The sequence below is a fragment of the Sphingomonas palmae genome (assembly GCF_900109565.1).
Classification (GTDB): domain Bacteria; phylum Pseudomonadota; class Alphaproteobacteria; order Sphingomonadales; family Sphingomonadaceae; genus Sphingomonas; species Sphingomonas palmae.
On the sequence record NZ_FNZZ01000002.1, the window covers coordinates 1 to 12,905 of the forward strand.

Here is a 12,905-nt window from a genome sequence, read left to right on the forward strand (position 1 = left end):
CCGATTAGGCCCGTCCACGACGATCTACAACCGGTTCAACCGCTGGTCGCGCCGTGGCTTCTGGCTCAGGCTGCTCGACGCGCTGGTGGATGCCGGTGTGGTCGCGAAGAGTACCGCGATCGACAGCACTTACATCAAGGCGCAACGCGCGGCCTTCGGTGGAAAAGGGGGCGCCAGATCCAGGCAATCGGCCGCTCGCGCGGTGGCTGGACTACCAAGGTCCACGCGCTCACCGATGTCATCGGCCGTCCCTATGCGCTGATGCTGACGGCCGGCAATGTCAGCGACGTGAAAGCGGCGCCTGCGCTCCTCAAACAAGCCGGTCGCATGCGCTACCTCCTTGCCGACAAAGGCTACGATGCCGACCGGCTACGTCGCTCGCTCCGCGACGTCGGAGCCGTTCCTGTTATTTCCGGACGGCGAAACCGCAAACGCACGATCCGCTACGACAAGGACCGATACCGTGGCAGGCATCTCATCGAGAACGCCTTCCGCCGTCTCAAAGACTTCCGCCGTGTCGCCACCCGCTACGACAAACTCGCCGCCAACTTCCTCTCAGGCGTCGCCATCGCAACCGCAATCGCCTTCTGGCTCTGATTGAGTCTCAGCCCTAAGCAACGCTGAAATTTCAAAGAAAATTGTAAGGGTCGACGTCGATTGAAACCCGCACCTTCGCCGGCCACGTAAGCTTCGCCAACCACGTTCGGATGACGTCCTGCACGTCCAGCGTGCGCCGTGCATGAACAAGCAGACGAAATCGATGCTTTCCACGCAGCATCGCAAGCGGTGCCGGTGCCGGGCCATAAACGTGCATGCCTTCGACCTCTGGCGCGGCACGACCGATCGAGTGAGCAATGTCGTGCGCTGCCGCCTTCTCCTCGCTCGAAACGATGATGGCCGCGTAGCGCCCGAACGGCGGAGCTCCTGCCTCGCGGCGCGCCTCGACCTCTGCGGCGTAGAAGGCGTCAGCATCACCGGTGATCAACGCTTGCATCACCTGTGCGCCTGGACTGTGGGTCTGAATGAATACGCGCCCCGGCTTCTCGCCGCGACCTGCGCGGCCAGATACCTGCCTGATCTGCTGGAACGTCCGCTCGGACGCGCGGAGATCGCCTCCCTCCAAGCCTAAATCAGCATCGACTACTCCGACGAGCGTCAGGTTCGGGAAGTGGTACCCTTTGGTAACGAGCTGCGTCCCTACGACGATGTCGATCGCTCCCGCTTCCATACTGGCGACGAACTCTGCAGCCTTGACGGGCGACCAGATGGTGTCCGACGTGACCAGTGCCGTACGCGCCTCGGGCCACAGAGCCGCTACCTCATCCGCGATGCGCTCGACACCTGGGCCGCAGGCGACGAGCGTGTCCTCGTTGTGACATTCCGGGCAGAGCCGCGGCACGGGCTCGACGTGGCCGCAGTGGTGGCACGCCAACCGCCTAGTCAGACGGTGCTCGACCATCCAGGCAGTGCAGTTGGGGCACTGAAATCGATGCCCGCACGTTCGACACAAGGTAAGCGGAGCGTAACCGCGGCGATTGAGAAAAAGCAGCGACTGCTCGCCTTTGACAAGGTTCTCCTCGATTGCGGCGACTAATCGCGACGCAAGCCAGCGTCCTCTGGGCGGAGGCTCGGCGATGAGGTCTATCGTCTCGATCGATGGCATCGTCGCGTTGCCGAAGCGCTGCGGCAGCTTAACTTCGAAGTAGTTGCCTTGCTCTACCTGTTGACGCGTCTCGATCGCGGGCGTGGCAGAGGCGAGGATAATCGGGCAGCTCTCGAACTTGGCACGCATGACTGCAACGTCGCGTGCGTGATAGTGAACTCCGTCTTCCTGCTTGAAGCTTGTCTCGTGCGCTTCGTCGACGACAATCAGCGCGAGGTCCGCGTAAGGTAGGAATAAAGCGGAACGCGCGCCAACCGTCACGCGCGCTTCCCCGCTCGCGATTGCACGCCACGCGCGCCGCCGTTGCGTGACGCGAAGCCCAGAGTGCCAAGCGATCGGTTCGCACCCGAAACGGTCGGTGAAACGCTTTAGGAATGGTTCGGTAAGCGCAATCTCAGGGAGCAGCACCAATGCCTGCCACCCTTGTCTGATTGCCTCCGCCACCGCTTCGAAGTAGACCTCGGTCTTACCTGAACCGGTGACGCCATCAAGCAGGGTCGGCCTGAAAGTCCTAGCCTTGACGTCGTTTACAAGCTGCTCAGCCGCCGCGCTCTGCTCGCCCGTCAAGGGTGGCGGAGCATGGGCAGGATCGGGGGTCGGATACAAGCCATCGATATCGACAACAACTGGCTCGATCGCACCGACTTTCACGAGTCCCCGGATAACCGCATCGCTGACGCCAGCGATGTCAGCAAGTTCGCGCACCAGGCCTTGGCGCTCACCTATACGCTCCAGCGCCTGAGCGCGCTGTGACGTCAGGCGGTCAGGTAGACGATCGGTCGCACGATATTCGACGACAGATCGCGACGACTCAATCGCCGTCGACGAGAGCGCCATTCGAACGACTGCAGCTGGCGGCGCCAAGTAGTAATCGGCCGTCCACTCGATCAATCGCCTGAGCGGCGCTCGCAAGGGAGGCACATCCGCGACGGCAAGCAAGTTCCTAAGTCGATTATCACCTACTTCAGCATCAGACGGTAATCGATCCGCTTCCCACACTACGCCAGTCAGCTGCCGCGGTCCGAGCGGCACGGTCACGATCGAGCCGGGTTCAACTTTCATTCCGTGCGGTACACGGTAGTCGAGCGGACCCAGCGCAGAATTGAGAACGAGGACGCGAGCACGAGACATGCGCCTTGCATGTAGGAAGTCAGCCCTGTTTGCGAAACTGAGAAGTCGTTCAGCCAGCGTTCGGCTGTTAAATCTCAGACAGGGGTACGTAGGCTTGCCCAAGGAAAATTCGATCATGTTAGCCAGACCGGACTTTCACGAAGTACAGGCGAGCCGTCGCATCTTCCTGCTATCTGGGATGCTTGGCTCGGCAGCGTTGCTATCCGGTTGCGCCACGATCGGCACGAGTGGTGGTCTGGATGAGGGATTGCGGCGCCTGCTGACCATCTCGACGCAGCGCGCGGTGACGCAGCTAGTAGAGCGAAAAGGTTACTTGAACGACGCGGTTGCAAGGATCACCCTTCCGTCGAACGTAGCCGGCGGGGATCGCTCTGGAGCTGTGCTGGGAGCGTTGCTTCGCTCGCGTCCCGTGCAGGATCAGCTGTTGCGTCTCGTCAACGATGCCGCAGGCGAAGCTGCCGACCGGGCTGCCCCCATCATTCTCGACTCGATCCGCAATCTGAGCTTTACCGATGCCGCTGCGATCGCTCGAGGTGGACCCACTGCTGCCAGCGACTATCTGGAGCGCGCGATCGGGCCGCGGATCATCGACGCCATGTTGCCGGAGGTCGGGGCGGCGTTGCGAAGCTTCGACGGTAATGGCGTCCTCGGTCCGGTGCTCGGGGCCGCTACCGGCATCAACGTCGTTGGCTTGCAGCGCGTGGTGACGACGCAGGCCGCACGAGGATTGTGGCGTGCGATCGGACGCGAGGAGGCCGCCATCCGTGCCAACCCGCGCTCGGCACGTGACCCCCTGGTCGAGGCGCTTTTCGCGGGTGGTCGCTTGCTGGGCTGATTTTGCTTAAAAGAGTTACATGGAAGGCGCGGCCTACGATTTCGGCATCTACCTCGCACAGCAACGACGGCGCTCGGTCCACACGGTCCGGGCTTATCGCGCGGCTGCGGAACGGTTCACCTCGTTCCTGCATGAACATTGGGGTGCTGAGATCGATCAACGGGCGCTCTCGCGGGTCCAGGCCGTGGACCTGCGGGCGTACCTTGCCAGTCGCGTGAATGGTTCGGCGACACGGTCGAGCGGCCTCTCGAATGCATCTGCGGCGCGCGAACTGTCCGCAGTTCGCGCCTTTCTCGACTGGGCGAATGGCGTGGGTTCGACCCCAGCGTTCAAGGGTCCGCGGGTCAAGAAGGGGGTACCGCGACCGGTCGCGCCTTCTGAAGCCGTGGCGCTGGCGACCGAGGTGGCGGAGGAGAGCGACGAGGCGTGGGTGGCCGCGCGTGACTGGGCGGTGCTGCTGCTGTTGTATGGCGCGGGGCTTCGGATCGGTGAGGCGTTGGCGCTGACCGGAGCGGCGCTGCCGCTGGGTGACACGCTGGTGGTGACCGGAAAGCGCGCGAAGACGCGGGTCGTGCCGTTGCTGGCAGAAGTTCGCGCAGCAATCGAGGATTATGCCGGGCGGGTGCCGTGGCCACTCGATCGCGATCAGCCTCTGTTTCGCGGTGTGCGTGGCGGGGGATTGTCGGCGGGGGTCGTGCGGGTGAAGGTGCAGCGCGCGCGCGGCAGGCTGGGGCTGTCGGATCGCACCACGCCGCACGCGCTGCGGCACAGTTTCGCGACCCATCTGCTGGGACGGGGAGCGGACCTGCGCGCCCTCCAGGAACTGCTCGGCCATGCGAGCTTGAGTTCGACGCAGGTGTACACGCAGGTCGATGCCGCGCACCTGATGGACGTTTATCGCAACGCGCATCCGCGCGCCTGAGCGGGTGGAAGTTGAGAAAGTTGACATTCACGCGCACACGCGCGGGCGTCTCAACTTGCGGCTCCGAGGTTGCTGATCGGCACATGATGCCGAGCTAGCCATGCGAGAAACGGTAGGACAGTCGGTAGGTTGGGCTGACGATCGGCAGCAGCACGATGCCGCTACCGATCAGATCATTCGGCGTGTTCGGCCAGTACGGTCAGGCCGCGTGCGTTGACCTCGGCCAAGCCGCCGCGCACCGCGATCGTCTCGGGTGCGCCGTTCGGGGTCATCTGCACCAGCACGTTGCCGTCGCGGATCGTCGCCATGAGCGGCGCGTGGCCTTCGAGCACCGCGAAGTCGCCCTCGGTTCCCGGCACGGTCACCATATAGACCTCGTCCGAGCGCACCAGGCGCTCGGGCGTGACCAGTTCGAAGTGGAGCGCCATTACGCTTCCTGCGCCAGCTTCTCGGCCTTGGCGACGACCTCGTCGATGCCGCCGACCATGTAGAACGCCGCCTCGGGCAGATGGTCGTACTCGCCGTTCACCACCGCCTTGAAGCTGCGGATCGTGTCGTCGAGCTGGACGAACTTGCCCGGGATGTTGGTGAACACCTCGGCGACGTGGAACGGCTGCGACAGGAAGCGCTGGATCTTGCGCGCGCGGCTGACGGTCAGCTTATCCTCTTCGGACAGCTCGTCCATGCCGAGGATGGCGATGATGTCCTGCAGCGACTTGTACTTCTGCAGCGTCGCCTGCACCGCGCGAGCGGTCTCGTAGTGATCCTGGCCAACCGTGCGCGGCTCCAGCACGCGGCTGGTCGAGTCGAGCGGATCGACTGCCGGGTAGATACCCAGCTCCGAGATCGCGCGGTTGAGCACGGTCGTCGCATCCAGGTGCGCGAACGAGGTCGCCGGCGCCGGGTCGGTCAGATCGTCCGCGGGAACGTACACGGCCTGCACCGAGGTGATCGACCCCTTGTTGGTCGAGGTGATCCGCTCCTGCAGCGCGCCCATGTCGGTCGACAGCGTCGGCTGGTATCCCACCGCCGACGGGATGCGTCCGAGCAGAGCCGACACCTCTGCGCCCGCCTGCGTGAAGCGGAAGATGTTGTCGACGAAGAAGAGTACGTCCTGGCCCTCCTGGTCGCGGAAATACTCGGCGATGGCGAGACCCGAGAGCGCCACACGAGCACGCGCGCCCGGCGGCTCGTTCATCTGGCCGTATACCAGCGCGACCTTCGAGCCCTCGCTAATCGCGTTGCCCTCGGCGTCCTTGGCGATGACGCCCGCGTCCAAGAACTCGTGATAGAGATCGTTGCCCTCGCGGGTACGCTCACCCACGCCCGCGAACACCGAGGTGCCGCCGTGGCCCTTGGCGATGTTGTTGATCAGCTCCTGAATCAGCACGGTCTTGCCAACGCCGGCGCCGCCGAACAGGCCAATCTTGCCGCCCTTGGCATAGGGTGCAAGCAGGTCGATGACCTTGATCCCGGTGACCAGGATCGCGCTCTCGGTCGACTGATCGATGAACTCGGGCGCCTTCGCGTGAATCGGTGCGCGCAGATCGGTGCCGACGGGACCGCGCTCGTCGATCGGATCGCCGACGACGTTCATGATGCGGCCGAGCGTCGCCGGGCCGACCGGCACGGTGATCTGGTTACCGGTGTCGGTCACGTTCTGGCCGCGGGTCAGCCCCTCGGTCGAGTCCATCGCGATCGTGCGGACGGTGTTCTCGCCCAGATGCTGCGCGACCTCGAGCACGAGGCGGTTGCCGTTGTTGTCGGTCTCGAGCGCCGACAGGATCGCGGGCAGGTGGTTGTCGAACGACACGTCGACGACGGCGCCGATCACCTGGCTGATGCGACCCACATTGTTGCTGCCCGAGACGTTGGGGCGGTCATCGAGGACGGTTGCCATGTTCTGCTTCCTGCTTCTGAATGCTTAGAGCGCTTCGGCGCCGGAGATGATCTCGACCAGCTCGGTCGTGATCGCGGCCTGGCGCGTGCGGTTGTACTGGATCGATAGGCGATTGATCATGTCGCCGGCGTTGCGGGTGGCATTGTCCATCGCGTTCATGCGGCTGCCCTGCTCCGACGCGGCGTTTTCGAGCAGCGCGCGGAACACCTGCACCGCGACGTTGCGCGGCAGCAAGTCGGCGAGGATCTGCTCCTCGCTCGGCTCATACTCGACCGCCGCGTCGCCGTCGTTCGACAGCGCAGGTGTAAGAGTTTGGGCGAGCTTGGGATCGCGCGTCGGCACCGACACGGGGATGATCTGCTGCGTGGTCGGGATCTGCACCAGCGCCGACTGGAATTTGGCATAGAACAGGTGCGCAACGTCGAACTCGCCCGCGGCGTAGCGCGCGAGCAAATCGTCGGCGATCGCCTTCGCCTCGTCGAAACGCGCGACCTTCATCGTCGAGAGATCGTGATCGGCGACGACGCCCGTCGGATAGAAGCGCTTGATCACGCGGCCCTTGCGCCCGACCGTGTAGAACCGGACGGTCTTGCCCGCGGCTTCCAGCTCCTCGGCCTTGCGGCGCGCGGCGCGGACGATGTTGGTGTTGAACGCACCCGCCAGACCACGCTCGGAGGTGACCACCACCAGCATGTGGACTTGATCCTTGCCGGTGCCGGCGAGCAGCGGCGACGCGCCCTCTCCGCCTGCGCGCGCGGCGAGGCTGGCGACCACGCTCTCGATCCGCTCGGCATAAGGGCGACCGGCCATCGCCGCTTCCTGCGCACGGCGCAGTTTGGCGGCGGCGACCATCTTCATCGCCTTAGTGATCTTCTGGGTCGACTTGACCGAGTTGATCCTGATCTTGAGGGCCTTGAGAGACGCCATTCGTTTCCTCTTACCGTCACCGCAAGCGGATCGGGGTCAGCGTTCGCCAGGGCCGTGTCGCTTGGGACGGCCCCTCTCCCAACCCTCTCCCCGGCGGGGAGAGGGTTTTGTTCTCTTACGCGAAGGTCTTCGCAAAGGAGTCGAGCGCGCTCTTGAGCTTGCTCTCACTGTCCTTGCTCAGCTCGCGGCTGTCGCGGATCCCGGTCAGCACGTCGGCGTGCTGCTCGCGCATGAAGCTGAGCATCGCGGATTCGTAGCGCACCACGTCCTGAACCGCGACCTGATCGAGATAACCGTTGGTGCCGGCGAAGATTGAGACGGTCTGCTCCTCGAACGGCATCGGGTTGAACTGCGGCTGCTTGAGCAGCTCGGTCAGGCGCGCCCCGCGGTTGAGCAGCTTCTGCGTCGAAGCGTCGAGGTCGGAGCCGAACTGCGCGAACGCCGCCATCTCGCGGTACTGAGCGAGCTCGAGCTTGATCGAGCCCGACACCTTCTTCATCGCCTTGGTCTGCGCAGCGCCGCCGACGCGGCTGACCGACAGGCCGACGTTGATCGCGGGGCGAATGCCAGCGAAAAACAGGTCGGTTTCGAGGAAGATCTGGCCGTCGGTGATCGAGATCACGTTGGTCGGGATGTAGGCCGACACGTCACCCGCCTGCGTCTCGATGATCGGCAGCGCGGTCAGCGAGCCAGCGCCGTTTGCCTCATTCATCTTCGCCGCGCGCTCGAGCAGGCGCGAGTGGAGATAGAAGACGTCGCCCGGATAGGCTTCGCGGCCCGGCGGACGGCGCAGCAGCAGCGACATCTGACGATATGCCACCGCCTGCTTTGACAGGTCGTCGAACACGATGACGGCGTGCATGCCGTTGTCGCGGAAATACTCGCCCATCGCGGTGCCGGTGTAGGGCGCGAGGAACTGAAGCGGCGCGGGGTCCGATGCGGTCGCGGCGACGACGATGGAATATTCCATCGCGCCATTCTCCTCCAGCGTGCGGACGAGCTGCGCGACGGTTGAACGCTTCTGACCGACCGCGACGTAGACGCAGTACAGCTTCTTCGACTCGTCGGTGCCGGCGTTCGCCTGCTTCTGGTTGATGAAGGTGTCGATCGCGATCGCCGACTTGCCGGTCTGGCGGTCGCCGATGATCAGCTCGCGCTGACCGCGGCCGACCGGCACCAGCGCGTCGATTGCCTTGAGGCCGGTCTGCACCGGCTCGTGCACCGACTTGCGCGGGATGATGCCAGGCGCCTTGACCTCAACGCGGCTGCGCTGATCCGAGACGATCGGCCCCTTGCCGTCGATCGGATTGCCGAGGCCGTCGACGACGCGCCCGAGCAGCCCCTTGCCGACGGGCACGTCGACGATGGTGCCGGTGCGGCGAACGGTGTCGCCTTCCTTGATCTCCGAATCCGAACCGAACAGCACGACGCCGACGTTGTCGGCCTCAAGGTTCAGCGCCATGCCCTGCACGCCGTTGGCGAACTCGACCATCTCGCCCGCCTGAACGTTGTCGAGGCCGTAGATGCGCGCGATGCCGTCGCCGACCGACAGCACCTGGCCGGTCTCGCTGACCTGGGCCTCGGTGCCGAAATTGGCGATCTGATCCTTGATGACGCGGGAGATTTCAGCGGCGCGGATGTCCATTACTCAGCCTTTCATCGCGCTGGCGAGCGCATTCAAACGGGTGCGGATCGACGAATCGATCATCTGGGAACCGATGCGAACTACGAGGCCGCCGAGCAGGTCGGGATCGACCGACAGGTCGACCGACACCTCGCGCCCGACGCGGGTGCGCAGTTGCTGCTTCAACTCGGCAACCTGATCTTCGGAGAGCGGGTGCGCGCTCGTCACCTCGGCGGTGGTCTCGCCGCGGTGGCGCGCCGCGAGCTGGCGATAGGCGCGAATGATCGCGGGCAGCTGTCCCAGGCGGCGGTTTTCGGCAAGGACGCCGAGGAAGTTCTTGGTCGTCTGATCAACGCCGAGTTCGTCGGCGGTGGCGAGCATAGCCTTCGCCGCCTCACCGCGCGCGACGAGCGGCGACGAGGTCAGCGCGCGGAAGTCGGCCGACTGATCGATCGCGTCGCGGACGCGCGACAGGCTCTGCTCGACCTCGTTGACCGTGCGCGCCTCGACCGCGAGATCGAACAAAGCGGTGGCGTAGCGTCCGCCCAGGCTCGCCTGGATGCTGCTACCGTGTGTGCCGCTGGAACTATCCACGCGATCCGAATTCCTTGCCTAACAATGTCGGCGTCCACGAGAATCGGCCGCCGGAGGATTTTTCCCCGAGCGAACGGATGGCGCGCGAACGGCACCTCGCAAGGGTTGGCGGGCGGGTAGCATTGGTCCCTCCGATTGACAACCGGGGACGCGTGACCGCGTGAAACGATGATGAACGCGAGATGATCCGCCTGTCATGATTGCCAACAGCCGTTGTCACGAAGGCTGAACGGCGCATTAGGTAAATCGCAAGCCTTGCCGCGCTACCCCAACCTCCAAGAACCGTAAGGATCGTGGTGGAATGAACGCGTTCGGGCGTCGTAACAATATCGGTGGTGCTGCGGCGCGGCCCGGCTTCGGTGTCGCGCGCCCGATGCAGGGCGGCGGGTTCCAGAAGCCCGAACCCGCGGGCGAGCAGTTTCCCGCGCTCGACACGCTGACGCTGCCCGCGGCGGAGGAGTCGCTGGTGCCCGCGTCGCAGCTCGACGCGATGCAGCGGCTGGCCGACCGGCAGGCGGCATCGGGCGAGGCAGGATCGAGCCGGGTCGAGGGTTTCGAGGCATCGATCCACCGCATCAAGGAGCAGGTGCTGCCGCGCCTGCTCGAACGCGTCGATCCCGAGGCGGCGGCGACGCTGGGCAAGGATGAGCTGGCGGAGGAATTCCGCCCGATCATCGGCGAGGTGCTGGCCGAGCTGCGGCTGACGCTCAACCGGCGCGAGCAGTTCGCGCTGGAAAAGGTGCTGGTCGACGAACTGCTCGGGCTTGGGCCGCTCGAGGAGCTGCTGGCGGACGCCGACATCAGCGACATCATGGTCAACGGCCCCGACCAGACCTTCGTCGAGCGCAAAGGCAAGCTGGAGCTGGCGCAGATCCAGTTCCGCGACGAGGAGCATCTGTTCCAGATCGCGCAGCGCATCTGCAACTCGGTCGGTCGCCGCGTCGATCAGACCACGCCGCTCGCCGACGCGCGCCTGAAGGACGGTAGCCGCGTCAACGTGATCGTGCCGCCGCTCTCCCTCAAGGGCACGGCGATCTCGATCCGTAAGTTCTCGGCGAAGCCGATCACGCTCGACATGATGGCGGGGTTCGGCAGCATGAGCCCGAAGATGGCGACCGCGCTGAAGATCGCGGGTGCGTGTCGGTTCAACGTCGTCATCTCGGGCGGTACCGGCTCGGGCAAGACGACGATGCTGAACGCCTTGTCCAAGATGATCGACCCAGGCGAGCGCGTGCTGACGATCGAGGACGCGGCCGAGCTTCGACTGCAGCAGCCGCATTGGCTGCCGCTGGAAACGCGGCCGGCGAACCTGGAGGGTCAGGGCGAGATCAGCATCCGTGACCTCGTCAAGAACGCGCTGCGTATGCGCCCGGATCGCATCATCCTGGGCGAAATTCGCGGGTCGGAGTGTTTCGACATGCTCGCCGCGATGAACACGGGTCACGATGGATCGATGTGTACGCTTCACTCCAACTCGCCGCGCGAGGCGCTGGCGCGTATGGAGAACATGGTGATGATGTCGGACATCAAGGTGCCGAAGGAAGCGATCAGCCGCCAGATCGCCGACAGCGTCGACATGATCATCCAGGTCAAGCGCCTGCGCGACGGCAGCCGCCGCGTCACTAACATCACCGAGGTGATCGGGATGGAAGGCCCCGTCATCGTGACGCAGGAATTGTTCAAGTTCGAGTATCTGGACGAGAGCGCCGACGGCAAGATCATCGGCGAATATCGCGCGATGGGCTTGCGGCCGTACACGATCGACAAGGCCAAGCAGTTCGGGTTCGACCAGGCGTTCCTCGAAGCCTGCCTGTAAGAAGCCTGTTTGTAAGAGGCCTGTTTGTAAGAGGCTGGGCGAAACAGGCGTGACCCGCGCCACGCGCGCGCTACAACGTCGGGCGTGTCGATCCTTCTCGCCCTTGCCGCCGCGCTCGCCCCCGTTGCGACAGCGCCTGCCGCTGCCGATTTCGACAACGGCGCGCAGACGCTGTCGCCCGACCACGAGACATGCTGGATCCCGTTCGAGTTCACGCCGGGCAATCAGATCCGTTTCGTCATGGCGCTGGAAGGAAACCCGGTCAGCGCGATTCTGGATACGGGCGTCAGTTACTCGGTGCTCGCCAAGCGCTACGCCGAGGCGCAACATCTGCGGGTGCGCGGCGACGCCAAGGCGGACGTGATCGGCGGATCGGTGCCGGTCGGCTGGATCCCGACGCGCATGCTGGCGATCGGCGGCCTCAGGCGCGAGGGCGGCCGGCTGGTCGTCGCCGACCTGCCCGCCGCGGCAACCGGGAGCGCGACGGCGGTCGACCTGCTCGTCGGCCGCGATCTGACCGCGGGCTACGCACTCGACATCGACTATGCCGGGCGCCGCTTCCGCTTCCTGCGCTCGGGACGAACGCCGTTCGCGGGCACCTCATCGCCGTTGTCGATCGCACCCGAGCGGCTGGTGTACGTGAGCTCGGTCGTGCTGAGCGGCGCGGAGCTGCGCCCGATGGTGGTCGATACTGGCGACGGCTCGGCGATCACGCTGAGCAAGGCCGGCTGGAACACTGCGCAGATGTCGAGCCGCGCCACCACCACGACCGTGTCATTCGGGCTCGCAGGGCCGGTCGTCAGCGAGGTCGCGATCGTGCCGCAGCTGGTCGTGGGCAAAACGATCGCGAAGAACGTCGAGGTGCGGGTCGAGCCGAGCGGCGGCTTCTCCGACAAGATCGGCGTCGCGGGGAGGATCGGTTCGGGTTTCCTGCAGAATTACCGCGTGCTGCTTGATCCCACCGCCGGGCAGATGCTGCTGTCACCGGGTCCGGGCGCGGACAAACCCCCGCTCAGGTCGACGAGCGGACTTCTGCTCGGCATCGCGCGGGATCGGCTGAAAGTACTCCACGTCATGCGCGGCGGACCCGCCGCGGCGGCGGGATGGCGCGACGGCGACCTGATCTGCCGCGTCGACGGACAGGCGATCACGCCCGCCTACGCGACCAGCCCGCTCGCGCGCTGGACCGCCGGGGCGCCGGGGCGAATTGTGGCACTCACCTTGTGCGACGGCACACAGCGGCGACTGACGCTCGCCAACTTCTACTAGCCTTTCGCCACCAGCAGCAGCGCGACCGCGAGCAGGATCAGTGCGAGCATCTGCACGCCGCGCCAGTCGAGCAGCCCGACCGCGTCAGGATCGACGCGCCTTGCACGACGGCGCTCGCGCCACGCAGCGAACAGCACGAGCAGCAGCGCGAGGATCGCGACGATCCCCGCGCCAACCTGCACGTCGCTTGCATCGCTCAGCACTTGTGTCGCGTCCATCGCTCG

11 protein-coding genes and 1 pseudogene are annotated in these 12,905 nt (G+C 65.2%); 5 read left to right on the forward strand and 7 right to left on the reverse strand.

The window, feature by feature from the left end:
- Nucleotides 1-597: pseudogene (locus BMW51_RS04660) on the forward strand (IS5 family transposase); the annotation flags it as partial.
- A gap of 31 nt (nt 598-628) precedes the next feature.
- On the opposite strand, the gene BMW51_RS04665 reads toward BMW51_RS04660, so the two are convergent.
- The gene (locus BMW51_RS04665; protein ID WP_093003941.1) at nt 629-2,794 is read right to left on the reverse strand and encodes a primosomal protein N'; all 2,166 of its coding nucleotides are present in this window, start codon (nt 2,792-2,794) and stop codon (nt 629-631) included.
- Between the two features lie 94 nt (nt 2,795-2,888).
- On the opposite strand from BMW51_RS04665, the gene BMW51_RS04670 reads away from it, so the two are divergent.
- Both BMW51_RS04670 and BMW51_RS04675 read left to right on the forward strand, forming a co-directional pair.
- The gene (locus BMW51_RS04670) at nt 2,889-3,629 is read left to right on the forward strand and encodes a DUF4197 domain-containing protein (RefSeq protein WP_177171531.1); all 741 of its coding nucleotides are present in this window, start codon (nt 2,889-2,891) and stop codon (nt 3,627-3,629) included.
- Nucleotides 3,630-3,648: 19 nt separating this feature from the next.
- A complete protein-coding gene (locus tag BMW51_RS04675) occupies nt 3,649-4,551 on the forward strand; it encodes a tyrosine recombinase XerC (protein WP_093003945.1) in 903 nt (300 codons plus the stop codon).
- A 173-nt stretch (nt 4,552-4,724) separates the two neighbouring features.
- Here the strand turns inward: BMW51_RS04675 and BMW51_RS04680 are convergent, their stop codons facing one another.
- The 5 genes from BMW51_RS04680 to BMW51_RS04700 form a co-directional block, all read right to left on the reverse strand.
- Complete coding sequence (locus BMW51_RS04680; RefSeq protein WP_093003947.1) at nt 4,725-4,979, reverse strand: ATP synthase F1 subunit epsilon; 255 nt, start codon at nt 4,977-4,979, stop codon at nt 4,725-4,727.
- The gene (atpD, locus tag BMW51_RS04685; protein WP_093003949.1) at nt 4,979-6,451 is read right to left on the reverse strand and encodes a F0F1 ATP synthase subunit beta; all 1,473 of its coding nucleotides are present in this window, start codon (nt 6,449-6,451) and stop codon (nt 4,979-4,981) included. The genes BMW51_RS04680 and atpD overlap by 1 nt, the downstream gene beginning before the upstream one ends.
- Before the next feature lie 24 nt (nt 6,452-6,475).
- On the reverse strand, nt 6,476-7,378 hold the full coding sequence (locus BMW51_RS04690; RefSeq protein WP_093003951.1) for a F0F1 ATP synthase subunit gamma: 903 nt from the start codon (nt 7,376-7,378) through the stop codon (nt 6,476-6,478).
- A gap of 115 nt (nt 7,379-7,493) precedes the next feature.
- A complete protein-coding gene (gene atpA / locus BMW51_RS04695) occupies nt 7,494-9,023 on the reverse strand; it encodes a F0F1 ATP synthase subunit alpha (protein WP_093003953.1) in 1,530 nt (509 codons plus the stop codon).
- Nucleotides 9,024-9,026: 3 nt separating this feature from the next.
- Nucleotides 9,027-9,596 (reverse strand): F0F1 ATP synthase subunit delta, encoded by a 570-nt coding sequence (locus BMW51_RS04700; protein ID WP_245708288.1) that lies wholly within the window; start codon nt 9,594-9,596, stop codon nt 9,027-9,029.
- A 301-nt stretch (nt 9,597-9,897) separates the two neighbouring features.
- Here BMW51_RS04700 and BMW51_RS04705 point away from each other — a divergent pair, with 301 nt between their 5' ends.
- Together BMW51_RS04705 and BMW51_RS04710 are read left to right on the forward strand one after the other, a co-directional pair.
- Nucleotides 9,898-11,412 carry a TadA family conjugal transfer-associated ATPase gene (locus tag BMW51_RS04705; RefSeq protein ID WP_093003955.1) on the forward strand — a complete coding sequence of 505 codons (1,515 nt, stop codon included), beginning with the start codon at nt 9,898-9,900 and terminating at the stop codon, nt 11,410-11,412.
- Nucleotides 11,413-11,496: 84 nt separating this feature from the next.
- Entirely contained in the window at nt 11,497-12,681 is a 1,185-nt protein-coding gene (locus BMW51_RS04710) for a retropepsin-like aspartic protease (RefSeq protein WP_093003957.1), read from the forward strand.
- Here BMW51_RS04710 and BMW51_RS04715 read toward each other — a convergent pair.
- Nucleotides 12,678-12,899: a hypothetical protein gene (locus BMW51_RS04715; protein ID WP_093003959.1), complete on the reverse strand. Its 222-nt coding sequence runs from the start codon at nt 12,897-12,899 to the stop codon at nt 12,678-12,680. The two genes, BMW51_RS04710 and BMW51_RS04715, sit on opposite strands and share 4 nt — an antisense overlap.
- Nucleotides 12,900-12,905: the final 6 nt, after the last annotated feature.

What these genes read in the sequence shown, in the direction of transcription:
- BMW51_RS04665 (WP_093003941.1), bottom strand. Translation starts at nt 2,794, where the DNA reads ATGTCTCGTGCTCGCGTCCTCGTTCTCAATTCTGCGCTGGGTCCGCTC.
- BMW51_RS04675 (WP_093003945.1), top strand. Translation starts at nt 3,649, where the DNA reads ATGGAAGGCGCGGCCTACGATTTCGGCATCTACCTCGCACAGCAACGA.
- BMW51_RS04680 (WP_093003947.1), bottom strand. Translation starts at nt 4,979, where the DNA reads ATGGCGCTCCACTTCGAACTGGTCACGCCCGAGCGCCTGGTGCGCTCG.
- atpD (WP_093003949.1), bottom strand. Translation starts at nt 6,451, where the DNA reads ATGGCAACCGTCCTCGATGACCGCCCCAACGTCTCGGGCAGCAACAAT.
- BMW51_RS04690 (WP_093003951.1), bottom strand. Translation starts at nt 7,378, where the DNA reads ATGGCGTCTCTCAAGGCCCTCAAGATCAGGATCAACTCGGTCAAGTCG.
- atpA (WP_093003953.1), bottom strand. Translation starts at nt 9,023, where the DNA reads ATGGACATCCGCGCCGCTGAAATCTCCCGCGTCATCAAGGATCAGATC.
- BMW51_RS04705 (WP_093003955.1), top strand. Translation starts at nt 9,898, where the DNA reads ATGAACGCGTTCGGGCGTCGTAACAATATCGGTGGTGCTGCGGCGCGG.
- BMW51_RS04715 (WP_093003959.1), bottom strand. Translation starts at nt 12,899, where the DNA reads ATGGACGCGACACAAGTGCTGAGCGATGCAAGCGACGTGCAGGTTGGC.